This is a genomic window from Pseudomonas sp. EA_105y_Pfl2_R69 (genome assembly GCF_963970915.1).
In the GTDB taxonomy this organism is placed as follows: domain Bacteria; phylum Pseudomonadota; class Gammaproteobacteria; order Pseudomonadales; family Pseudomonadaceae; genus Aquipseudomonas.
Map to the genome: position 1 here is coordinate 683,377 of NZ_CAXAOO010000001.1, position 22,974 is coordinate 706,350.

Consider the following 22,974-nt stretch of genomic DNA (forward strand, 5'->3'; position numbering starts at 1 on the left):
GGAGGTAGCGGTTCTGCGCACCACACAAGATGACATCTATGGAGTGGATGCGATGTCGCAGAAAGGTTTTACGCTGGTCGAGCTGATGATCACGCTGGTAGTGCTTGCCATAGTGCTCAGCATTGCCGCGCCGTCATTTAGCAGCATGCTGCAGGATAACCGTGCTTCCACCCTGGGCAGCGAGCTTCAGGGGGCGCTGCAGTTCGCCCGCTCGGAGGCCGTCAAGCGTCGTCAGAACGTCGTCATCTGCCGTAGCAATGCTGCGGGCAGTAGCTGTGAAAATGGCACGGACTGGAGTGGTGGCTGGCTCGTGCGGCAGGCGAGCGGCTCGGTGATCAAGGTCTGGGATAGTGCCTCAGGCCTGGCAATCGTCGGGCCGAATGCCGGAGTGAGCTTTCTCGGCAGCGGTATGGCCAGTAGCGCCAGCAACTTTTCCGTGAAACCCAGCATCTGTAGCGGCGAGCAGAAACGCCAGATCGCAGTTTCCGTAACCGGTGCTGCCACCTTGAGTAAGGCGGCTTGCCAATGAGAAATTCCGTTGTCATCAACCAGCGTGGCACCACGCTTATCGAAGTGCTTGTCGCCATCGTCGTCCTGTCTGTCGGGCTGCTGGGTATGGCGTTGCTGCAGGTTACTAGCGTGCAGAGCAATTACAGCGCCTATTACCGCTCCCAGGTGACCATACTCGCCAGTGACCTGGCCGATCGCATGCGGGCAAACCGTACGGCGGCGCTTGGCAGCGCTTATGTATTCGACTTCCCCACCTCTTCCAGTGCTCATTCCGTGAGCGGTACCCAGGCGCAGAAAGACAAGGCCGAATGGCTGAATGCCTTGGCCCTGGCCTTGCCGGAGGGTACCGGTCGGGTCGAAAAGAGCGGAACGCTGGTGACCATATCTGTGCGCTGGAATGACAACCGCGGACGGATCAAGGCTGCCGATGACGCTGATACTGGCATCGAAACATTCGTTTATCGGACCGAAATATGATCAGTACCTTGATGCAGCGGCAGAAAGGTCTTTCTCTCGTCGAACTGTTGGTCGCCATGACCCTCGGCTTGTTGCTGATGGCGGGTATATTGCAGACGTTTCTGGCGAGCAAGCAGACCTACAGCGCCAATACTGCGCTGTCCCGCGTGCAGGAAAATGGCCGTTTCGCCATGGAGTTCTTGAGCAGCGATATTCGCCATGCCGGCTACAAGGGCGAGTGTCAGGCACCGCTGAATAACCTGCTCAATGAGAGCAGCAGCGGTTACAAGGCGGATTATTTTGACTTGAGCCAGGCCGTAAGCGGCCGCACCAATGCATCCCCGTCCTGGGTGACTGATCGCACCGCTGGCGATGTGATTCACCTCAAACATGCGGTCAATATCGCCGGGGTAACGGCCAGTGGAAATACTCTGGCTAATTCGAACACGATCAACCTGACCGCAGCCAGTGGTGTCGCTCAGGGTACGATCATCATCGTCTCCGATCCTGTCGGCTGCGACATGTTCCAGAATCGCAGTAATCCAAATGCCCAGACGTTGACGCGAGGCGCTACGGGGTCGCCTGGCAACAAGAACCCAGGCAGTAATCCCTTCAGTCATGCCTATGACTCATCCATGGAAATTCTCCGGCTACAGAGTGTTGCGTATTACGTGGGCAATAATGCCGCCAATGTGCCCACGCTGCGGCGTATCAGTTTCACCGCGGGTGCTGCCAACAAAGAAGACCTGATTGAAGGCGTTCAAGATATTCGGGTGCTCTATGGTCTTGCCGGCAGTGACAGGCAGGTCAGCAGCTATGTTTCGGCAAGCAGCGTAAGTGACTGGAGTCAGGTGGTCTCTGTGCGGGTTTATCTGTTGCTGGTCAGCGCCGAGACCAATGTGGTTGCGGAAAATCAGACGGTCGACTTTAACGGGGTCGCGGTGACGGTGCCGAACCGTCGTCTTGCGCAAGTGTTCTCGGCCACCATCGGAATTCGGAATCGCCTGCCATGAAGAGACCCATGACCGCATTACCGAGCAATAACCAGCGAGGAGCGATTCTGGTCATCGCCCTGTTTATGTTGCTGCTGCTGACGATTATCGGTTTGAGCAGCATGCGCGGAACGGCGCTGCAGGAAAGTATGGCCGGCAATATGCGCGACAGCAGCCTCGCGCTGCAGGCGGCCGAAGCTGCGCTGCGCCAGGGCGAGGGGGTTGTGACTGACAAATTCATTAACAACACCTTGAACACTCTCGATGTCGCACCAGAAACAGGCACGTACAGCGCCTTTCCCGGTGTCGCCGCGGTACCGGCCTACAGCCTTACCCTGCTGGCCAAGTTGCGCACCAGCACCGAGGCCGGTGAGGCCATCGACGACGAAGGTGCCCTGGTGCGGGTAGAGGCCGATGGTTACGGCACGGCACTCAATTCCGACAATAGCGCCGCCTCCACAATCAAGCTTCGGTCAGTTTTTCTGGTTGAACAATGAGTGACCAACCACTTTATAAGCGCTCTCAGGGAGTCTTAGCGATGGACAGCCTCGCTCGTCGATCCAAATCGCTGCACGCTAGCTGGGCTTTCATGCTTTCGTTGGCGATCGCATGTGCCTCGACCGCCCATGCAGATGTTTCCCAGTCCCCCCTGTTGCTGGGGGGCGGCAGTGTCCCGGGCAATCTCGCGTTGGTGCCCTCGGTGGAGTGGCCGACCATTATCAGTATTGCCAATCTGGGTGCCTACAGCGCCAGCAATAGCTATGTCGGCTATTTCGATGCGGATAAGTGTTATGACTACAGCCACGACGCGACCAATAGCGATCGCCGTGACAGTCACTTTTACCCGAGCTCTAAAACCAGCAACCGTAGTTGTGCAGGGAAGTTATGGAGCGGTAACTTTCTTAACTGGGCGGCAACCCAGACCATCGACCCTTTTCGCAGCGCGTTGACCGGTGGCTATCGGGTCAAGGACACGCCTACCGTGACTTGGTTGGAAAAAGCCCGGCATACAGGCCAGAACGGCAGTGGCGCACGAGAGATTTCTGTAAGTACAACGGTAAGTGGCGCAACCCCGGCAAACTGGAGTCTGTTCAAAACGCGTATCGCCGGCCTGGGCAATCGCATGCGCTTTAGCATGGATGGCGATTTGAATGGAGACGTCACCGATTACACGACAGACACCGATCTGGTCGGTAAGGGAAGCGCTGTCTACGAAGTCTATATCCGGGTGAAGGTGTGCGATGCTGCTGTGGGCCTGGAAGCCAACTGCAAGAGCTACTCGCAGGGGTACAAGCCTGAGGGGCTGATCCAGCAGTACTCCAGCGACATTCGCTACAGCGTTTTCGGCTACCTGAATGATCACTATGAGCTGCGCGATGGCGGCGTTCTACGTGCCAAGCAGAAGTTTGTCGGCCAGACTGTCCGTACCCCAGGTGTCGCCGGTAACCAGAGCAACCCCGCAAGCGAGTGGGATGCGACCACCGGTGTGCTGGTCCGCAACCCCGACGCGACGGATGCAACGGCTACCAATGCCGTGATTCTTGACAGCGGCGTGATCAACTACCTGAACAAGTTCGGGCAGATGACCAGCAAAAATCACAAGAGCATCGATCCGGTTAGTGAGCTGTTTTACACATCGCTGCGCTATTTCAAGCATCAAGGCAATGTCTCTGCTTATTCCAACCTTACTGGCGATGAGGACAACCGCTATCGGCTCGCCGACGGTTTTCCGGTGATCACGGCCTGGGATGATCCTATTCAATACGCCTGCCAGAAGAACGTGATCCTGGGCATCGGCGACACCAATTCGCACCGCGACAAGAACCTTCCCGGTAACAGCGATATGACTGGAGAGCCGACGACGCCCAGTGAAGTCAGCGAAGATGACACGGTCAATGTGGTAACCGCGACGCAGAAAGTAGCGGCGCTGGAAGGTATCACCATCAACACGCCATTTACCGGGCGGCATAATTCGGCCTATATCGCCGGCCTTGCTTACGATGCCAACACCAAGGACTTGCGTCCGCAGGTTTCGGGCAAGCAAACCCTCTCGACCTATTGGGTCGATGTTCGCGAGAATGAATCCCTGGCTGGGCGTGCCCGCAACCAGTACTGGCTGGCAGCCAAGTACGGTGGTTTCAAGGTGCCCGGCGATTTCGGTGATCCCTATGCGCGCACCACTGCGCTGCCCGAAGCGTGGTGGCATACCACCTCGGACATGCTCGGTACGGACTACCAGCGGCCCGATAACTTCTATGTCGCGAGCGACGCGACAAAGATGGTCGAAAGCCTGAAGCTGGCTTTTGCCAAGATTGCCAAGGAGGCGGAAAGCACAACGGCTTCGCTGGCGACCAACTCGACCCGCTTGAGTACCGATACGGCGGTCTTCCAGTCACTGCTCGATAGCAAGCGCTGGAGTGGCGACCTTCTGGCGAAAAAAATAGGCAGCAATGGCACCGTGGCGACCGATGCAACCTGGAGTGCCGCTGCTGCCCTGGATAGTCTCACCGATCTTACCAACCGGAAAATCTTCACCAGCGCGCCCCCCACAGCTGACTCGGTCAATGGTCCGCTGCGCTCGACCAGCGGCGCTGATTTCCTTTGGAGTGGCCTGAGCACAACCCAGCGCGCCGCGCTTACCAAACAGGGCGAGTCGGATAGCACGCTGGCTGAGCGGCGCCTGGCTTTCCTGCGTGGTGATCGTTCTCGGGAAATCACGGATACAGATACTGCACAGCCATTCCGTCAGCGCGGCAGTCGGCTGGGCGATATCGTCAACTCGGACCCTCAGTTTATCCACAATCAGGATTTCGGTTATTCCCGTCTGAGCTGGGCCGATGGTGCCGTGGGGGCGGCTTACACTGCGTTTCGCACATCCGATGCTTACAAGAACCGCACCCCCATGGTCATCGTTGGGGCAAACGACGGCATGTTGCACGGCTTCGATGCCAGGCTCAGTGCCACGTCTGCGACCAATGGCGGCAAGGAACTGTTTGCCTATGTGCCGAACAACCTATTCGGCAACCTTATCAACCTGACCGAGCCGGCCTACGCCCACCGCTACTATGTCGATGGTACGCCCCGTGTTTCGGACGTTTGGCTGGGCACCGGCACGGGCTGGCGCACCATGGTTGTGGGGGCTACCGGTGCGGGTGGCAACAGCGTCTTCGCGCTGGATGTCACCGATCCCGGCAGCATGAGCCGTGGCAGTGTGATGTGGGAGTTCAGTCATCCCCGTATGGGTTACACCATGGGGCAGCCTGCGCTGGTGGCGCTGCCTAATAATAAATTCGGGGTGATCGTCAGCAGCGGTTACCACGACAGCACCCAGACCAACGGTAAGGTCTGGGTGCTGGATGCCGCTAACGGCAGCGTGATCAAGGAGTTCACCCTCGCCACCACCGGCGGCCTGGGCGCGCCATTGGCCTCGGATACGGATGGGGATCAGGTTGCCGATCGCGTCTATATCGCCGATACGTTGGGCAACCTGTGGCGACTGGACCTGGCGGGCAGCAACACCGCGAGCTGGCGGATTCCTGCCTCACTCAACGCCAACCCGCTGTTTATCGCCAAGGATGACGCTGATGTGCGACAGGCTATCACCGCGCCACTGGCGTCTGCCTTCAATGATCAGGGCCAGCATATGGTGTTCTTCGGTACCGGCAGCTTTTACCGTACGGGTGATAACGAGATTCCTGATGATCCGGCGATAGACACCTTCTACGGAATTATCGACAGAGGCCTGCTGATTGATGGACGCAGCGGCCTGAACGAACAGCAGATCCTCAAGGAGGCGACTCTCAGCAACGGTGAGAAGGCGCGCGCCATTACCCAAAACGCTGGGCAGAGCAGCGACAAGGGCTGGTACCTGGATCTCGCCTGGCAAACAGGCGAGGGGGCTACTGGGGCACTGGGCGAGCGGGTCGTGGCCAAGGCCACTTTGCGCAGCGATCGGGTGATTTTCACCACCATGACGCCCTCTGCGGATCCCTGCGCATTTGGCGGAACCAGTTGGATCATGTCCGTTAATCTGTCCAGCGGCGGTCGCCTCAATTACGTGTACTTCGATGCCAACGGCGATGGTGATCTGGATGACGATGACACCACCATTATCGGTGACGATGACATTCCCTGGTCCGGCATCTCCGATGTGGATGCTGGGGTCAGTAAAGGCGTGACATCGCTCTACAAATGGCTGTGTTTCGCCGGATCCAGTGGTGCCACGCCGACCTGTATTCCACAGCCCGACTCACAACGGTTTGGTCGCCAGTCCTGGCATGAAGTGAGGAGCTATTGATGAGGCGTGGACGTTTGCCTGGCCCAGGGGTATCGCGCAGCGGTGGTTTTACCCTGATCGAGATGATGATTGTGGTTGCTGTTATTGGCATCCTAGCCGCGATCGCCTATCCCTCGTATCAGGAGCACGTGCGCAAGGCTCGGCGTGCCGATGCGCAAACCGCGCTACTGGAGTTGGCGCAGTTTATGGAGCGGCACTACACCGCGAACGGCAAGTATCTGACCGACGCCAATGCAGCGCCCACTCTGCCTTTCTCTGAGGCTCCCAAGGACGGGACCGGTAAATATTACGACCTGAGCTTTGCCTCTGCGCCAACAGCCAGCAGCTATACGCTGCGCGCGGTACCCAAGGGGGCCATGGCCAGTGACAGCTGCGGCACATTGACCCTGAGCAATACCGGTGCCAAAGGGCAAGCGACGGGTGCCAGCCTCGCGACGTGCTGGAGGCGCTGATTTGCCGCGCAGGAGAAACCCTCTGCCTATGTCATGATGCTGAACCCGGGCGATTCGCGGCATTGATTGAGGTTTTAACCATTCGGGGGCATTAATGCCCCCGAGTCGTGTGTGGCGCATGCATCGGCCTGGGCTTGTTGTTTAGACTGTCGGCCTGGCCAGAGTGAAGAACCACCTCAAACCGTACTTTCCCGTGACGGCAGCCATGGCCTGGCAGGCTCCAGGGGTATACGGCCCGCCTGCTTATATGTGCCAGTAAAGGGTTGTGCGCTGGCGAGGTAGGGAATCCGCTAGCGACTCCTGGCGTTTCGGGTCTATGGCTTGTTCAAGGTTGCTGCAGGAGTGCGCGTGAAAGAAACAGTATTGATCGTCGGCGGTGGCGCTATTGGTTTGCTCTCGGCCTATGTGCTGGCCGAAGCCGGGGCGCAGGTCTGTCTGCTGGAGCAAGGCCAGCTGGGGCGGGAGTCTTCCTGGGCCGGTGGCGGTATCGTCTCACCGCTTTACCCGTGGCGTTACGGTCAGGCCGTCACGGCGCTGGCCCATTGGTCGCAGGATTTTTATCCGCGCCTGGGCGAGCGTCTGCTGGCGCAAACCGGGGTCGATCCCGAGGTGCATGTCACCGGCCTGTACTGGCTGGATCTCGCAGATGAGGCCGAGGCTCTGGCCTGGGCTGCTCGCGAGCAGCGGCCACTGCGCCAGGTGGCCATGGCGGCGGTGCAGCAGGCGGTGCCGGCGCTGGCGGCGGGTTTCAGCCATGCCATTCAGATGGCCGATGTGGCCAACGTGCGCAATCCGCGGCTGATCAAGGCGCTGCGTGCGGCCTTGCTCCAACTGCCGAATGTGCGCGTGCACGAGCAGTGCGCGGTGACCGGTTTTATTCGCGAGCAGGGGCGTATCTGTGGGGTGCAGACCGCGCAGGGCGAGATGCGCGCCGATCAGGTGGTGCTGGCTGCCGGAGCCTGGAGCGGCGAGCTGATCAAAAGCCTGGGCTTGACCCTGCCGGTGGTGCCGGTAAAGGGCCAGATGATCCTCTACAAATGCGCCGAGGACTTTCTCCCGGCGATGGTCCTGGCCAAGGGGCGCTATGCGATCCCGCGGCGCGATGGCCATATCCTGATCGGCAGCACCCTGGAACATGCCGAGTTCGACAAGACCCCGACCGAAGAGGCCCTGGCCAGTCTCAAGGCCTCGGCCGTCGAACTCCTGCCGGCTCTGGCCGAAGCCGAGGTGGTGGGGCATTGGGCCGGATTGCGCCCGGGCTCGCCCGCGGGTATTCCCTTTATCGGGCCGGTACCGGGGCATGAGGGGTTGTGGTTGAACTGCGGGCATTATCGCAATGGCCTGGTGCTGGCCCCCGCGTCCTGCCGCTTGCTGGCGGACCTGCTGCTGGGGCATGAACCGATTCTCGATCCGGCTCCCTATACGCCGGCGGCGCGACTGTAGCAGCGAGTTCATCACGGTTGAGTCTGGCGGGATGACGCGGTGCGCACGGCGCACCCTACGCGGGCGGGCGGCGGATGCTCTGTTGTAGGGTGCGCCGCGCGCACCGTCGTGCCGTGGCGGATAGGCAACAACCTTGCGGTTAATTGATGGGGCTAGCTGTCCCGCGCAGGGCCGTCGCCGTGGCCTTCAATCTATGCCGAGTTTCTTTAGCCGATAGCGCATCGAGCGGAAGCTCAGGCCCAGGCGCTGGGCGGCGGCGGTGCGATTCCAGCGGGTCTCTTCGAGGGCCTGCATGATCAGTTTGCGTTCGATGTCTTCCAGGTGGTCTTCCAGGTTGTCGATCTGGGCCAGGCTGGTTTCACCGTTTTCGCTGGGGCCGCAGGCGTCGGTCAGGCGCAGGTCACTGGCGCTGATGCGGTCGTCCTCGCAGAGGGTGTAGGCGCGCTCGAGCATGTTTTCCAGTTCCCGCACATTGCCCGGGAAGCGGTAGCTCTTGAGTTTCTCCAGGGCGTCGTCATCGAGCCTGGCGGCGCTCAGGCCGCTGCCCTCGGCCAGTCGTTTGAGCATGCTCTCGGCCAGCATGGCGATGTCCTCGCGGCGCTCGCGCAGGGCCGGCACATGCAGTTCGATCACGTTGAGGCGATAGTAGAGGTCCTGGCGAAAGCGCTCGGCACTGACCTCGCCGGCCAGGTCCTTGTGGGTGGCGCAGAGGATGCGCACATCGACCACGCTTTCCTGCTGCCCGCCCACGGCGCGCACGGCCTTTTCCTGGATCGCGCGCAGCAGTTTGACCTGCATCGGCAAGGGCAGGTCGGCAACTTCGTCGAGAAACAGGGTGCCGCCATTGGCGGCCTGGAACAGTCCCTGCTTGTCTTCAATGGCACCGGTGAAACTGCCTTTCTTGTGGCCGAAGAATTCGCTTTCCATCAGCTCGGTGGGGATGGCCCCGCAGTTGACCGGGACGAAGGGCTGCTCGCAGCGCGGGCCCTGCTCGTGAATCAGGCGCGCCACCAGCTCCTTGCCGCTACCGGACTCGCCGCTGATATACACCGGGGCCTGGCTGCGCGCCAGTTTGAGGATTTGCTTGCGCAAGGCCTTCATCGGCGGTGAGTCGCCGAGCAGGCGGCTGTCCACCGGCAGCTCCTCGCCTGCGCGGCTGCCCAGGCGTAATGCGGTCGCGACCAGTTCGCGCAGGCGACCAAGGTCCACCGGTTTGGTCAGGAAGTCGAAGGCCCCGGCCTTGAGCGCATTGATGGCGGTGTCCAGGCTGCCGTAGGCGGTAATCATCGCCACGGGTACCTGCGGGTGGCGCTGCTGGATATGCTGCACCAGCTCCAGGCCGGTGCCGTCGGGTAGGCGCATGTCGGTCAGGCACAGGTCGAAGCTTTCCTTGGCCAGCCACTCGCGGGCTTCCTTGGCGTTGCGCGCGCTGCGGGTGTCCAGTTTCATCCGTCCCAGGGTGATTTCCAGGAGTTCGCGGATATCCGGTTCGTCGTCGACAATCAGGGCTCTCTGGCGGGTCATGGTCAGCTCAGTTTACGCGGGTGGGCGAAGGTGATACGCAGGCAGCTACCGCCGGCTTCGCGGAGTTTATAGTCAAGACGGGCCTGATTGCTTTCGCACAGTTCACGGGAAATATACAGACCCAGGCCGGTGCCCTTGTTTTCCGTGGTGTAGAAGGGCTCGAACAGATGGGGCAGCTGCTCTTCGGCGACTCCGGGGCCGTCGTCGAGGATTTCCAGGATCGGCAGGTCGCTGTCCTGATCGCGGAACAGCTTCAGCCAGACCTGGCCCTGTGGGTTCTGTTTCGCGCTGTAGCGCAGCCCGTTCTCCACAAGATTGCTCAGCACCTGATTGAGCTGGTGGGGGTCCATGCGCGTCTGGATGCTGCCGCCCGAGGTCTCCAGGTGCAGGGTCTGGCCGGCCTTGGCGCTGCTGCGAAATTCGCTGGCGAAGCGGTGCAGCCAGTATTTCAGGTCGAGCAGCTGCGGTTCGGCCTGGCGTCGGCGCGACAGTTGCAACACATTCTCGATCACCAGGTCCATCCGTCGCGAGTGATCCTGAATGATCTGTGCCAGGCGCTTGTCCGGGCCGTGCAGCTCTTCCGACTCCTGTAGCAGCTGCGCGGCATGGCTGATGGCCCCCAGCGGGTTGCGGATTTCGTGGGCGATGCCGGCGGTCAGGCGTCCGAGCGAGGCGAGCTTGAGTTGCTGGGCCTGTTGAGCGATTTGTGAAATATCGTCGAGAAAAACCAGGGTGTGGCGCTGCTCGCCGCGTTGCAGGGCAATAAAGCTGGGTTGCAGCACGCGGCCGTGGGGGGCGGCCTGCAGGCTGCCGGGGCGCAGGCTGGGGTTGTGCGACCAGGCCTGCATGCGCTTGATCAGGTCCGGGCAGTGCGGGTCGAGGATCTTGCCGGTCAGTTCGGCATGCCCGAGCAGGTGGTTGGCTCCCTGATTGGCCAGCAGGACCCGGTGTTGTTCGTCCAGTACCAGGATGCCGGTGCGCATGCGCTGCAGGATCAAGGCGTTGAGGGCTTCCAGGTTGGCCACGTCGGCGGCGCGCTGTTCGGCCAGGCTTTCGCTGGCCTGCAGGCGTCGGGTCAGGCCCTGGACGAAGAGGGCGGCGGCGAAGCACAGGGCTCCCAGGGCACCGACCTGCACGTATTGAGCCGAGGCTGCCGGCCGGTTCAGGCTGAGGTAGAAGGTCAGGAAAATCATGCCGATGGCGGCGAGGGCGGCGATCAGCAGGCCAATCCGTCCGCGCAGGAGGATATTGGCAATCGCCACCGCCACAATCAGCAGGTTGCCGATCCCGCTGGGTGTGCCACCGCCGGCATAGAACAGGGCGGACAGCAGCGTCACGTCGACCAGCGCCAGGGCGAACACCTGGGCCAGGTGCGTGGGGCGGCGCACCAGGGCCAGCGTCAGGCAATTGAGGGCCAGATACAGCCAGCTACCGTTACGGAACAGTTCGGGGTTGGCCAGCTGCAGCAGCTCGTCGTGCATGTCGCTGAAGACCAGCAGCGCCAGGGCGGAGCTGATCACCAGGCGATACAGCTGGTAGAGCTGCAGAATCCGCCGACCCTGTTCCCCCCTCAGGGGCAGGGCGTCAGCGCTCACCGGTCTTGGGGCCTTGTTCCAGGTGCGCCTGGCTGCAATACCAGTGCTGGTCTTTGGGCAGCGCGTGGATGCGCGGTATATGCACGCCGCAGTGCTCGCAGCGCACCATCGGCTGGGCGCTGTCCGCGCGGTCTTGTGGCCGACGCGGAGCCGGGCGGGTAAAGCGTCGCCAGAGCCAGACGGCGGCTAGGATGATGGCGATCCAGAACAGCAAGCGGAACAGGCCCATGGGCGCTCTCTTCTCGATAATAGAAGGGCAGTTTAGCTAACCCGGCGGTGTCAGCACAGCAGCGAAACATCGTGCCGTGCGTTGTTTCCGTGGGGGGCGATGCGGGACAATGATCACCTTATCGCGACGCTGCCCCGGGGCAGTTGCCGCGGCTCGAATTTCTTGGACGGAGGCGGCCATGAGCCAAACCCTGCGGGTCGTGATGGCCCAGTTGAATTTGCGTGTAGGCGATGTACACGGCAATGTCGAGCGGATTATCGAGGCGGCCTGCGGTGCCCGCGATCAGTGGCAGGCCGATGTGATCGTATTTCCCGAGCTGGCCCTGTGCGGTTATCCGCCAGAGGATCTGCTGCTGCGTTCCAGCATGCAGTTGCGTATCGAGCAGGCCCTGCAGCGCCTGCAGGACGAGGTGAGCGGCATCTATATGGTGGTCGGCTATCCCTGGCTGGAGGATGAGCTGCGTTATAACGCCTGCGCGGTGATTGCCGATGGCCAGCTGTTAGCGAGCTATTACAAGCAGAAACTGCCGAATTACCGGGTGTTCGACGAGAAGCGCTATTTCGAGTCCGGCGATCAGCCCTGCGTGCTGGATATCAAGGGCGTGGCCGTGGCCCTGAGCATTTGCGAAGACATCTGGTTTGCCGAACCCATGGCCCAGGCACGTGCCGCCGGAGCCCAGCTGATGCTGAGCATGAACGCTTCGCCCTTCCACCTGGAGAAGCAGCACGAACGGGAAGAGGTGCTTGCCGAGCGCGCGCGCGAAGGGGCCATGCCGATCATCTATGTCAATCAGGTCGGCGGTCAGGACGAGCTGGTATTCGATGGCGGCAGCTGCGTGGTCGATGCGGCGGGGCAGGTGACTCAGCGAGCGGTGGCCTTTACCGAAGGCCTGTACCCGGTCGACCTGCTGCTCGACGACGAGCGGGTCCATCCCCGTGCGGCCAGTTGCGCGGCGCTGCCGGAACTGGAGGCCAGTGTCTATCAGGCCCTGGTGATGGGCGTGCGCGACTATGTGCAGAAGAACGGCTTCAAGGGCGTGCTGCTGGGGTTGTCGGGGGGGATCGACTCGGCTCTGACCCTGGCGGTGGCCAGCGATGCCCTGGGGGCGGAGCGGGTCGAGGCGGTGATGATGCCCTATCACTACACCGCCCAGATCAGCCTGGAGGATGCCGAGGCCGAAGCCAATGCGCTGGGCGTGACCTACCGGGTATTGCCCATCGCGCCCATGGTCGAGGCCTTTATGGGCACGCTGGCCCCGGTGTTCGCCGGCCTGGGCCGCGATACCACCGAGGAAAACCTGCAGGCGCGCTGCCGCGGCACGCTGCTGATGGCGATTTCCAACAAGAAGGGCTATCTGGTGCTGACCACCGGCAACAAGAGCGAGATGGCCGTGGGCTATGCCACCCTCTATGGCGATATGGCCGGCGGCTTCGATGTGCTCAAGGATGTGCCCAAGACCCTGGTGTTCCGCCTCTGCGAATACCGTAACCGCCTGGGCGCGGTGATCCCGCAGCGGGTGATCGACCGTCCACCATCGGCCGAATTGGCCCCGGATCAGAAGGATGAGGATTCGCTGCCGCCGTACCCGGTGCTCGATGAAATCCTCAAGCTGTATATCGAGTACGACCTGTCGGCCAATGCGATCATCGCCGAAGGGTTCGACGAGGACACGGTCAAGCGCGTGCTGCGCCTGGTCGATCTCAACGAGTACAAGCGGCGGCAGGCGGCGGTGGGTGTGCGGGTGACTCAGCGTGGTTTCGGCCGCGACCGCCGTTACCCCATCACCTCGGGCTGGCGTATCGGCGACTGAGGGGCGGCGCAGCCAGGCCCGTGTCTGCGGGGCGTGCCTGTCATGCCGAGTGTGGTTTTCTCCCCTCACCCTAGCCCTCTCCCCTAAGGGGCGAGGGGACTGATCGGCGTAAGCCGTGCATCGCGCAGCACATCGCGGGACCAGAGTCTTAAAGAAAGGTTATGTCCCAGTACTGTGTTGCGTTCGGGCGTCGGCGCTTAAGTTTGATGGGGGCCTGACTTCGTAGGGTGGCGCGGGGCCGCCTAGGCCGTGCGCACCGGGGCGACTGCAGATTCTTGGTGCGCACGGCACACCCTACACATTGCGGCTTCCGTAAAGAGTGCCACTCGCCCCCTGGCGTTCCATGCAGCACGTAATCGGACACAGCCAAATAAAAAGGGAGGCCAGTGGCCTCCCTTTTTGGTGCGTCGCGCGGCTTAGTCGAACAGACCGAAGGTCATATAGCTGAACCAGGAGCGGCTTTTGCTTTCCTCGACGCTATCGCCTTTCAGTTCTGCCGGAATCTGCTGCTCGGCATCTTCGTACTGGCGGATCACGTCCTGGCTGGCGCGGGTCTCGCCCGGCGGCAGCGGCGTATCGCTCTCGATCAGGCCCAGGGTCGCCTTGGCCAGCCAGGAACGGGTGTCGGCTTCTTCTTCGCGTGGGACGAACTGGCCATCGACCAGGCTCGGGTGGTCCGGGTAATTGAGTTTGAGGGTTTCCAGGCTGGTGGCGGCCAGGTCATTCAGGGTCAGGCGCTGGTAGGCCTCGGTCATCACCGCCAGGCCATCGCCAACCGCCGGGGTTTCCTGGAAGTTTTCCACCACGTAGCGGCCGCGGTTGGCGGCGGCGACATAGGCGCTGCGGGTCAGGTAGTAGTGCGCCACATGGATTTCGTAGGCGGCCAGCAGGTTGCGCAGGTAGATCATGCGCTGCTTGGCGTCCGCGGCATAACGGCTGGTCGGGTAGCGGCTGGTGAGCTGGGCGAACTCGTTATAGGAGTCGCGGGCGGCACCGGGGTCGCGCTTGGTCATGTCCAGCGGCACGAAACGGGCCACCAGGCCGCGGTCCTGGTCAAAGGAGGCGAGGCCCTTGAGGTAGTAGGCGTAGTCGACGTTGGCATGCTGCGGGTGCAGGCGGATAAAGCGGTCCGCCGCGGATCTGGCGGCTTCCGGCTCGACATTCTTGTAGTAGGCGTAGATCAGCTCAAGCTGGGCCTGTTCGGCATAGCGGCCGAAGGGGTAGCGGGACTCCAGGGCCTTGAGCTTGGCGACGGCGCTGTTGTAGCTCTTGTTGTCCAGATCGCCCTGTGCCTGCTGGTACAGTTCGGCCTCGCTCAGGTTTTCGTCGACCACCTCTTTGGATGAGCAGGCGGCGGTGAGGGCGAGGATTGCGATCAGCAGCAGGTGTTTCACTTGCATGGCGGCTTGCGTCCCTGTGACGGCGGCTGTCTTGAGCAAAGCCGTCCTGTTATGATGAGCGCCCCCGGTAGCCCTGGGGCAAAGACGCCGTATTTAACCACAAGCCTGTAGCCGAAACCAAAAGCTACAACCCTTCTGTTGCCGAGCATGCCCTCTATCAATACCCAGACCATAGAACTGAACGCCGAGGTGCCCTATGAAATGGGCGGTCAACGCCTCGATCAAGTCGCCGCACAACTGTTCGCCGAGCACTCGCGTTCGCGTTTGTCTGCCTGGATCAAAGAGGGTCTGCTGACCGTCGATGGTGCCGTGCTGCGCCCGCGCGACATCGTTCACGGTGGCGCGCTGCTGGCCCTCAAGGCCGAGCAGGAAGCCCAGGGCGAATGGATCGCCCAGGATATCGAGCTGAACATCGTCTATGAAGACGAGCAGATTCTGGTCATCGACAAACCTGCCGGTCTGGTCGTCCACCCGGCTGCCGGGCATGCCGATGGCACCTTGCTTAACGCCTTGCTGCACCACGTGCCGGACATCATCAACGTACCGCGCGCCGGCATTGTCCATCGCCTGGACAAGGACACCACCGGGCTGATGGTGGTGGCCAAGACCATCGAGGCGCAGACCCGCCTGGTCGATCAGCTGCAGAAGCGCACGGTCAGCCGTATCTACGAATGCATCGTCATCGGCGTGATCACCTCTGGCGGCAAGATCAACGCGCCGATCGGCCGTAGCTCCTCGCAACGCCAGCGCATGGCGGTGAGCGACGGCGGCAAGCCGGCGGTCAGTCATTACCGGGTGCTGGAGCGCTTTCGCTCGCACACCCATGCGCGGGTCAAGCTGGAAACCGGTCGTACCCACCAGATTCGCGTGCATATGAGCCATATCGGCTACCCGCTGGTGGGCGATCCGGTCTACGGCGGGCGTTTCCGCATTCCGCCGGCGGCCAACCCGAGCATGGTGCAGAGCCTCAAGGAATTTCCGCGCCAGGCCCTGCATGCGCGCTTTCTCGAACTGGACCACCCGATTAGCGGCGAACGGATGAAGTGGCAGTCGCCGTTACCGGACGATTTCGTCTGGTTGCTGACGCTGCTGCGCCAGGATCGCGAGGCGTTTATCGGGTGAGCGTGCACCTGGCACACGATTGGCTGACCCCGCAATGGCCGGCCCCCGCGCGGGTTAAAAGCTGCGTGACCACCCGTGTCGGGGGCATCAGCGTGGCCCCCTACGATAGCCTCAATCTGGGCGAGCATGTCGGCGACGACCCTGTGGCGGTGGCGAAGAATCGTCAGCGTCTGGTCAGTCTGCTCGGTTGCCGGCCGGCCTGGTTGCGTCAGGTTCACGGCACTCGGGTGGTGGAGGCGCTAGCCGAGCCGGATGCCGACGCCGATGCCAGCTGGACGGCCACGCCGGGCGTGGCGTGCGCCATCATGACCGCCGATTGCCTGCCCGCGCTGTTTTGCGATCGGGCCGGCACTCGCGTCGCTGCGGCACACGCAGGCTGGCGCGGGCTGGCGGCCGGGGTGCTGGAAACGACTCTGGATGCCTTGGCGTTGCCGGCGGATCAGGTGCTGGTCTGGCTCGGCCCGGCCATTGGCGCGCAGGCCTTCGAGGTGGGCGCAGAGGTGCGCGAGGCCTTTGTCGCACAACATGCCGAGGCCGCCGAGGCGTTCCGCCCCAGCCATAACGCCGGCAAGTTTATGGCCGATATCTACCAGCTGGCGCGCATTCGTCTGGCTGCACGAGGCGTAACGGCGGTATACGGCGGCGAGTTCTGCACCTATAACGACCCGCGTTTCTACTCCTACCGCCGCGCGGCGCAAGCCGGGCGTTTCGCCAGCCTGATCTGGCTGGGCGACTGAGCCTGTCCGTAGGGCGTCATTCGCCGCAGGCAATGCGCCGTGGTGCGTTGGCATGGCATAAGTGCCGGCGGGCTGTCGCTGCGCGCCGAGCGGATCGCCGCCCGGGCCGCCCTGCGCATGACCCATATCAATGTCGGCCTGCTTGAAACTCGCACAATCGACCTCATCTACTCTTCATCTAGCAGGCTTTCTGCATGAGGCACGATTCAGCGTGCCGGCCTGCCTTCACTTCGAGGGATGACACTCCATGCGTATCGACCGTTTAACCAGCAAGCTGCAACTTGCCCTTTCCGACGCCCAGTCCCTGGCCGTGGGCCTGGACCACGCCGCCATCGAGCCGCTGCACCTGATGCAGGCGCTGCTCGACCAGCAGGGCGGTTCGATCAAACCGCTGCTGATGCAGGTGGGCTTCGACGTGGGCAGCCTGCGCAAGGCGTTGACCAAGGAACTCGATCACCTGGGCAAGATCCAGAGCCCGACCGGCGACATCAACCTGTCCCAGGACCTGGCGCGCCTGCTCAATCAGGCCGACCGTCTGTCGCAACAGAAGGGTGATCAATTTATCTCCAGCGAGCTGGTGCTGCTCGCCGCCATGGACGACAACACCAAACTGGGCAAATTGCTGCTAGGCCAGGGCGTGAGCAAGAAGGCTCTGGAGAACGCCGTCAGCAACCTGCGTGGCGGCGACGCGGTGAACGACCCCAATGTCGAGGAAAACCGTCAGGCCCTGGACAAATACACCGTCGACCTGACCAAGCGCGCCGAAGAGGGCAAACTCGACCCGGTCATCGGCCGCGACGACGAGATCCGCCGTACCATTCAGGTGCTGCAGCGGCGCACCAAGAACAACCCGGTGCTGATCGGCGAGCCCGGTGTGGGCAAGACCGCCATCGCCGAGGGCTTGGCCCAGCGCATCGTCAACGGCGAGGTGCCGGATGGCCTCAAGGACAAGCGCCTGCTGTCTTTGGATATGGGTTCGCTGATCGCCGGGGCCAAGTTCCGTGGCGAGTTCGAGGAGCGCCTGAAAGCGGTGCTCAACGAGCTGAGCAAGCAGGAAGGGCGAATTATCCTGTTTATCGACGAGCTGCACACCATGGTCGGTGCCGGCAAGGGCGAAGGCTCGATGGACGCCGGCAATATGCTCAAGCCGTCCCTGGCCCGTGGCGAGCTGCACTGCGTCGGTGCCACCACGCTCAACGAATACCGCCAGTACATCGAGAAGGACGCGGCCCTGGAGCGGCGCTTCCAGAAGGTGCTGGTCGACGAGCCGAGCGAGGAAGACACCATCGCCATTCTGCGTGGCCTCAAGGAGCGCTACGAGGTGCACCACAAGGTGGCCATCACCGACGGCGCGATTATCGCCGCGGCCAAGCTGTCGCACCGCTATATCACCGACCGCCAGCTGCCGGACAAGGCCATCGACCTGATCGACGAGGCAGCCAGCCGCATTCGCATGGAAATCGACTCCAAGCCGGAAGTGCTCGATCGCCTGGAGCGCCGCCTGATTCAGCTAAAGGTCGAGGCCCAGGCGCTGAAGAAGGAGGACGACGAGGCGGCGATCAAGCGTCTGGCCAAGCTCAACGAAGACATTGCCCGTCTGGAGCGCGAGTACGCTGACCTGGAAGATATCTGGAAGTCGGAAAAGGCCGAAGTGCAGGGCTCGGCGCAGATCCAGCAGAAGATCGAACAGTCCCGTCAGGAGCTGGAAGCGGCGCGGCGCAAGGGTGACCTCGCGCGTATGGCCGAGCTGCAGTACGGCATTATTCCGGATCTGGAGCGCAGCCTGCAGATGGTCGATCAGCACGGCAAGACCGAGAACCAGCTGCTGCGCAGCAAGGTCACCGAGGAAGAGATCGCCGAAGTGGTGTCGAAGTGGACCGGCATCCCGGTGAGCAAGATGCTCGAAGGCGAACGTGACAAGTTGCTGAAAATGGAAAGCCTGCTGCATCAGCGGGTGATCGGCCAGAACGAGGCGGTGGTGGCGGTGGCCAATGCGGTGCGGCGTTCCCGCGCCGGGCTGTCCGATCCCAATCGGCCGAGTGGTTCCTTCCTCTTCCTCGGCCCGACCGGGGTGGGCAAGACCGAGCTGTGCAAGGCGCTGGCCGAGTTCCTCTTCGACACCGAAGAGGCGCTGGTACGCATCGACATGTCCGAGTTTATGGAGAAGCACTCGGTGGCTCGCCTGATCGGCGCGCCGCCGGGGTATGTCGGCTACGAGGAGGGTGGCTACCTGACCGAAGCGGTGCGCCGCAAGCCCTACTCGGTGGTGTTGATGGACGAGGTGGAGAAGGCTCATCCGGATGTGTTCAACGTGCTGCTGCAGGTGCTGGAAGATGGACGCCTGACCGACAGCCACGGGCGCACCGTGGACTTCAAGAACAGCGTGATCGTGATGACCTCCAACCTCGGTTCGGCGCAGATCCAGGAGTTGGCCGGCGACCGCGAGGCGCAGCGCGCGGCAGTGATGGATGCGGTGAGCAGCCACTTCCGTCCCGAGTTCGTCAACCGCATCGACGAGGTGGTGGTGTTCGACTCGCTGGCTCGTGAGCAGATCGCCGGTATCGCGCAGATCCAGCTGGGACGCTTGCGCCAGCGTCTGGCCGAGCGCGAGTTGAGCCTGGAACTGACCGATGAGGCCTTGGACAAGCTGATCGCCGTCGGCTACGACCCGGTCTATGGTGCGCGGCCACTCAAGCGGGCGGTGCAGCGCTGGATCGAAAACCCGCTGGCGCAACTGATTCTGGCCGGCCAGTTCGCCCCAGGCAGCAGCGTTACCGGCCGGGTCGAGGGCGAGGAGATCGTCTTCGACTAAGCCGGTGCTGGAGTGTCGGCAATAAGCACACCCTGTCAGGCTCAAGGCCGGGCGGGGTGTTTTTCTTTGGCGATGGCCCAATGAGGTGTTGAATGGAGGGACTCAGGCCTGAGTCCTTTCAGCAGAGGCGGTAGTGGGCTGTGTAATGCGGGGCTGTCCAGGCCGTGCGCACCAACGCAGGCAACGAACATTGGTGCGCACAGCGCACCCTACGGCCCAGGCTTTCCACGCTATTTGGCCATAGCCTTTTTAGGCTTTGCCCGCGTTTTGTGGTGCTGGCTTTTGTGGGAGGGGCTTTAGCCGCGACGCTTGATCGATGCGGCGCGCTTTTGCGGATAAATCCGCTCCCACGGAAGTCTGTGCCGGTACGTGGACAACGCTGGTCAGGCTCCGTAGGGTGCGCCGCGCGCACCGCGGCGCTGCGCAATATCTGGATATTCAGAGCTGCCCGAGCAACCGCTCCAGGGCGGCGGCCTGATCCTGCGCCAGCTCGATGATATGAAAGCCCGCCCAGCAGTGCTGGCCGTCGGCCCCGGGGCGGCTCCACAGGCAGTCGGCGACGAAGCTGATCTCGCCCACGCCCTCGACCACCTGTTCGCTCAGCAGTCGGCATTCCACCAGTTCGTCGGCGGCCTGCGGCGTATCGCTGAACAGCATAAAGCCATCGACCGAGAGATCGACCACCCGCCCCAGGCGCTTGCCGGTGTGCTGTTCGAAAATTTCCAGCTGCAGTTCGGTGTGCTGGCGGTTGTGCTGGCGGCGTTCGTCATCCATACGGGTTCCTTATTCGTGGGGCTCGTGGGGGCGTCCGGTAAAGCGCTGCAGTACGCGGTAAATGGCATTCAGCGCGCGATCCACCAGGGGCGCGTCGCGTTCTGCGGGGATGATTCGCGCCAGTCCCTGCTCCATTTCCCGGGCCAGTTGCTGCAGGGGCTTGATGGCCGCACGCTGGCCGCTGTGGTCGACGAACATGTAGTTGTCTGTGGTCGGGCTGAACCAGGAGAGCTTGAGGGTGTGCAGTTGCTCGCCGCTGCCAAATTCGAACCAGGTGCCGAACTCGAGCTGTTGCAGTTCCCTGGCCAGCGCCTGGGCGCGCGGCGATAGGTTGGCGTCGCGCGGTGTCGGGGTGGCCAGCGGCGCATCCTCGCCGAGCAGGGTGCCGAGCTGGCTTTCCACCTGTACCGGCTTGAGACGTTCGGCCACCTGGGGCTGTTCGCCCTGCACCGCATGCTGGCAGGCCACCAGGTCCTGCAGCAGGCGGCGGATGCCGTCCTCATGGTAACCGCCGAGTAACTCCAGGCCCTTGCGCAGGTCGTCCAGCAGGGCGATGCGCAGGGCCTGCAGGCGTTCACGGTCGGCTTCGTCGAGCGGGGTGCCGCTCCAGGCCAGTTGCTCGGCCACCTCGCAGGCGCGTCGCCACTCGTGGCTGTCTTCGCCATGGCGCAGCCATACGAACACCAGGGCGTCGGCCCAGGTCAGTTCGAGGAAGTTGTGGATGATGCTCGGCAGTGCGCGGTTGTTCAGGCAAGCAGCAATCACCGCCAGTGCGCGCTGGCGTGCGCCGAGAAGTTTGTCGCGACCCTTGGCGGCCTGCACGGCGCGCCGCTCGCGTAGCTCTACCTTGTGCCTGAGGGTGGCGACATAGGCGTTGAACTCGTCGAGCAGGCTGTCGAACAGTTGCAGGTCGATGGCGAAGTCATGGACCACCCGCTCCACCACCCACTGCATTTTCGCCTGCAGGCCGCCTTCCTCGCTTTCGCCGCCATAGAGCACGCCGGCCTGGGCCATGGCGTTGAGCAGGCGGCGCGCGGGGTGGTGATGCTGGGTAAACAGCGCTTTGTCCTGCAGGGCCACTTTCAGGTAGGGCGTGTGCAGGTGGGAGAGGGTGGTCTTGCAGCTGTCGGGCAGGTTGTCGTCGTCGAGAATAAAGTCGAACAGCATGCCGACCAGATCGATCACGTCGGCTTCCTGATCGGCAACCCGGTGTTCGGCGGGTAATGGGCTGTGCGCCTGCAGCTGCTGTTGCAGGGTTGCCTTGAGGTCGTCCACCGGCTGTGGCTGGCCCAGGTGTTGCGCGAGTTCGAGGGCCGACTGTCGCTGCATGCGGTTCAGGGCGTCGAGCAGTTCGCGGGCGCTGTAGGTGCGCGTGGCATTGTGCGGGGTCAGGCTGGCCATGCTGCGCGTGCCGTCCGGCAGGGCGGCGTGGCGATCGCGTCGACGGTGCTCGCCCAGCAGGGCGGCGAGGCTGCCCAGCAGTTCCGTCGGGTCGCTGGGCGGCACCTCGCTCGCCATGGGCGCTGGCGGGCCTGGTGGCGCGCTGGGTGGTCGGGGTATTGCGCCGCTCTCGACATGGCTAGGTGGCGTGGGAGCGGCGCTGCGTGGCGGATTGGCAGTGCGTTGTGCGCTGTATTTGAGCTCGGGCAGCACCCCTGCCTCGATCAGGCGCTGGTTAAGGGCGGCGTAGAGCGCTTCCAGGCTGTCCATGACCTGGGTGTCGAACAGCGTATAGAGGACGATCTTGATGCGCAGGGGGAAGGGGCAGGGGGTCAGGGCGAGGCGAAAGGCCTGGGCGATCATCTGCGGGCCGAAGGGGTTGCTGTCCTCGTCGAGCTTTTGTCCATTGTTGAGCTGCGCCAGGCGCTGTTCCAGGGCGAACAGCGGCTGTGCGCAGCGGGCTTTCACCTGGCTGACCATATTGGTGATCTGCAGGCTTTCCTCGTAGTCCTCGTTCTGCACCAGTACCAGCTGTTCGGCGTCCAGGGCCTCGGCGCTGGCGGGCGGCTGGCGCTGGCCGGCAAAGAAGTCGGAGAAGTTGCGGGCGATCTGCTGGTGGTAGCTGCGCTCGATCTGCGGGCGCTGTTTACGGATCTCGCGCATGTTGTCGAAGAACAGACTTTGCAGCTGATTGCTTTCGGCCTTGTCCGCAAGGGCGAACAGGGTGTCGTCGACCTGGGTGAATACGCCGCCCAGGTGTTCGGCGAGGTTGTTCATCACCAGCTTGCGACAGCTCTGCGCCAACTCGCCAAAGCGCGGCTGGATGCCACGGCTGGCCAGGCTGGCCAGGCTGTGCAGGGTGCTCGGCGGATGCGGTGGTTGGCCCTGGTTGCTCATGCGCTTTCCTGTTGTATGCCGGGGGACCGGAGCGTCCTGCGTTGGGTGCAGGCCTCGCTACATATAGCAGCCTGTCAGCCGTCTGCAAATCATTGTAGTAAAAGCAATTTAAGGGGTTGACAGGCGCGCGCGGAAACGTAAAATGGCGCGCCTCAGACACGGGAAACGATTTAACAACCGGCTCCGGTTTCTGAGAAAGGAAGCAAGTAGTTCCGCGATAGCTCAGTCGGTAGAGCAAATGACTGTTAATCATTGGGTCCCAGGTTCGAGTCCTGGTCGCGGAGCCAATCTTTCATCGGGGTATAGCGCAGTCCGGTAGCGCGCCTGCTTTGGGAGCAGGATGTCGGGAGTTCGAATCCCCCTACCCCGACCATTTTTGGGTCGTTAGCTCAGTTGGTAGAGCAGTTGGCTTTTAACCAATTGGTCGTAGGTTCGAATCCCACACGACCCACCATTTCAAGTTCGCTTGAATGATAAAAAACCC

Annotated in this window: 18 protein-coding genes and 3 tRNA genes; 15 read left to right on the plus strand and 6 right to left on the minus strand. The window is 62.4% G+C overall.

Translation table 11 applies throughout. The features are described 5' to 3' along the window. Positions 1 to 52 precede the first annotated feature (52 nt). The 7 genes from AACY13_RS02960 (at position 53) to thiO (ending at position 8,150) form a co-directional block, all read left to right on the plus strand. A complete protein-coding gene (locus AACY13_RS02960; RefSeq protein WP_339459203.1) occupies positions 53 to 529 on the plus strand; it encodes a GspH/FimT family pseudopilin in 477 nt (158 codons plus the stop codon). After that, complete coding sequence (gene pilV, locus AACY13_RS02965) at positions 526 to 987, plus strand: type IV pilus modification protein PilV (protein WP_339459205.1); 462 nt, start codon at positions 526 to 528, stop codon at positions 985 to 987. The genes AACY13_RS02960 and pilV overlap by 4 nt, the downstream gene beginning before the upstream one ends. Continuing rightward, positions 984 to 1,979 (plus strand): PilW family protein, encoded by a 996-nt coding sequence (locus AACY13_RS02970; protein ID WP_339459206.1) that lies wholly within the window; start codon positions 984 to 986, stop codon positions 1,977 to 1,979. The genes pilV and AACY13_RS02970 overlap by 4 nt, the downstream gene beginning before the upstream one ends. 8 nt (positions 1,980 to 1,987) lie before the next feature. After that, complete coding sequence (locus tag AACY13_RS02975) at positions 1,988 to 2,455, plus strand: pilus assembly PilX family protein (protein ID WP_339459208.1); 468 nt, start codon at positions 1,988 to 1,990, stop codon at positions 2,453 to 2,455. 41 nt (positions 2,456 to 2,496) lie between these two features. Next, positions 2,497 to 6,255: a pilus assembly protein gene (locus AACY13_RS02980; protein WP_339459210.1), complete on the plus strand. Its 3,759-nt coding sequence runs from the start codon at positions 2,497 to 2,499 to the stop codon at positions 6,253 to 6,255. Next, positions 6,255 to 6,707 (plus strand): type IV pilin protein, encoded by a 453-nt coding sequence (locus AACY13_RS02985; RefSeq protein ID WP_339459211.1) that lies wholly within the window; start codon positions 6,255 to 6,257, stop codon positions 6,705 to 6,707. Before AACY13_RS02980 ends, AACY13_RS02985 begins: the two co-directional genes overlap by 1 nt. Positions 6,708 to 7,055: 348 nt before the next feature. Then, positions 7,056 to 8,150, plus strand: a complete 1,095-nt coding sequence (gene thiO / locus AACY13_RS02990; RefSeq protein WP_445262517.1) for a glycine oxidase ThiO — start codon at positions 7,056 to 7,058, stop codon at positions 8,148 to 8,150. A gap of 186 nt (positions 8,151 to 8,336) precedes the next feature. On the opposite strand, the gene AACY13_RS02995 is transcribed toward thiO, so the two are convergent. From AACY13_RS02995 to AACY13_RS03005, 3 genes are read right to left on the minus strand one after another with little or no spacing between them, the layout of a single operon-like run. Further along, positions 8,337 to 9,674, minus strand: coding sequence for a sigma-54-dependent transcriptional regulator (locus AACY13_RS02995; RefSeq protein WP_339459213.1), 1,338 nt, complete (start codon positions 9,672 to 9,674; stop codon positions 8,337 to 8,339). A gap of 2 nt (positions 9,675 to 9,676) precedes the next feature. After that, on the minus strand, positions 9,677 to 11,269 hold the full coding sequence (locus tag AACY13_RS03000; protein ID WP_339459214.1) for a sensor histidine kinase: 1,593 nt from the start codon (positions 11,267 to 11,269) through the stop codon (positions 9,677 to 9,679). Next, a complete protein-coding gene (locus AACY13_RS03005; RefSeq protein WP_339459216.1) occupies positions 11,259 to 11,498 on the minus strand; it encodes a PP0621 family protein in 240 nt (79 codons plus the stop codon). The genes AACY13_RS03000 and AACY13_RS03005 overlap by 11 nt, the downstream gene beginning before the upstream one ends. Positions 11,499 to 11,676: 178 nt before the next feature. Between AACY13_RS03005 and AACY13_RS03010 the strand changes: the two genes are divergently transcribed. Continuing rightward, positions 11,677 to 13,308 (plus strand): NAD+ synthase, encoded by a 1,632-nt coding sequence (locus AACY13_RS03010; RefSeq protein ID WP_339459217.1) that lies wholly within the window; start codon positions 11,677 to 11,679, stop codon positions 13,306 to 13,308. A gap of 416 nt (positions 13,309 to 13,724) precedes the next feature. Here AACY13_RS03010 and AACY13_RS03015 read toward each other — a convergent pair whose 3' ends face one another. Then, the gene (locus AACY13_RS03015; protein WP_339459218.1) at positions 13,725 to 14,708 is read right to left on the minus strand and encodes an outer membrane protein assembly factor BamD; all 984 of its coding nucleotides are present in this window, start codon (positions 14,706 to 14,708) and stop codon (positions 13,725 to 13,727) included. A gap of 147 nt (positions 14,709 to 14,855) precedes the next feature. Between AACY13_RS03015 and rluD the strand changes: the two genes are divergently transcribed. Genes rluD through clpB form a run of 4 tightly spaced genes read left to right on the plus strand, consistent with a single transcriptional unit; the run spans position 14,856 to position 19,379 of the window. Beyond that, entirely contained in the window at positions 14,856 to 15,830 is a 975-nt protein-coding gene (rluD, locus tag AACY13_RS03020) for a 23S rRNA pseudouridine(1911/1915/1917) synthase RluD (RefSeq protein ID WP_339459220.1), read from the plus strand. Continuing rightward, positions 15,827 to 16,567, plus strand: a complete 741-nt coding sequence (gene pgeF / locus AACY13_RS03025; protein ID WP_339459221.1) for a peptidoglycan editing factor PgeF — start codon at positions 15,827 to 15,829, stop codon at positions 16,565 to 16,567. The genes rluD and pgeF overlap by 4 nt, the downstream gene beginning before the upstream one ends. Before the next feature lie 39 nt (positions 16,568 to 16,606). Further along, positions 16,607 to 16,765: a hypothetical protein gene (locus AACY13_RS03030; RefSeq protein ID WP_339459222.1), complete on the plus strand. Its 159-nt coding sequence runs from the start codon at positions 16,607 to 16,609 to the stop codon at positions 16,763 to 16,765. Between the two features lie 49 nt (positions 16,766 to 16,814). After that, a complete protein-coding gene (clpB, locus tag AACY13_RS03035) occupies positions 16,815 to 19,379 on the plus strand; it encodes an ATP-dependent chaperone ClpB (RefSeq protein ID WP_339459223.1) in 2,565 nt (854 codons plus the stop codon). A gap of 438 nt (positions 19,380 to 19,817) precedes the next feature. Here clpB and AACY13_RS03040 read toward each other — a convergent pair whose 3' ends face one another. Together AACY13_RS03040 and AACY13_RS03045 are read right to left on the minus strand one after the other, a co-directional pair. Continuing rightward, entirely contained in the window at positions 19,818 to 20,153 is a 336-nt protein-coding gene (locus AACY13_RS03040) for a PilZ domain-containing protein (protein ID WP_339459224.1), read from the minus strand. Between the two features lie 9 nt (positions 20,154 to 20,162). After that, positions 20,163 to 22,490 carry a DUF1631 domain-containing protein gene (locus tag AACY13_RS03045; RefSeq protein WP_339459225.1) on the minus strand — a complete coding sequence of 776 codons (2,328 nt, stop codon included), beginning with the start codon at positions 22,488 to 22,490 and terminating at the stop codon, positions 20,163 to 20,165. 211 nt (positions 22,491 to 22,701) lie between these two features. On the opposite strand from AACY13_RS03045, the gene AACY13_RS03050 reads away from it, so the two are divergent. The 3 genes from AACY13_RS03050 (at position 22,702) to AACY13_RS03060 (ending at position 22,944) form a co-directional block, all read left to right on the plus strand. Then, positions 22,702 to 22,777: transfer RNA gene (locus AACY13_RS03050), tRNA-Asn, on the plus strand. A 9-nt stretch (positions 22,778 to 22,786) separates the two neighbouring features. Then, a tRNA-Pro gene (locus AACY13_RS03055) sits at positions 22,787 to 22,863 on the plus strand. A gap of 5 nt (positions 22,864 to 22,868) precedes the next feature. Next, positions 22,869 to 22,944, plus strand: a tRNA-Lys gene (locus tag AACY13_RS03060). Positions 22,945 to 22,974: the final 30 nt, after the last annotated feature.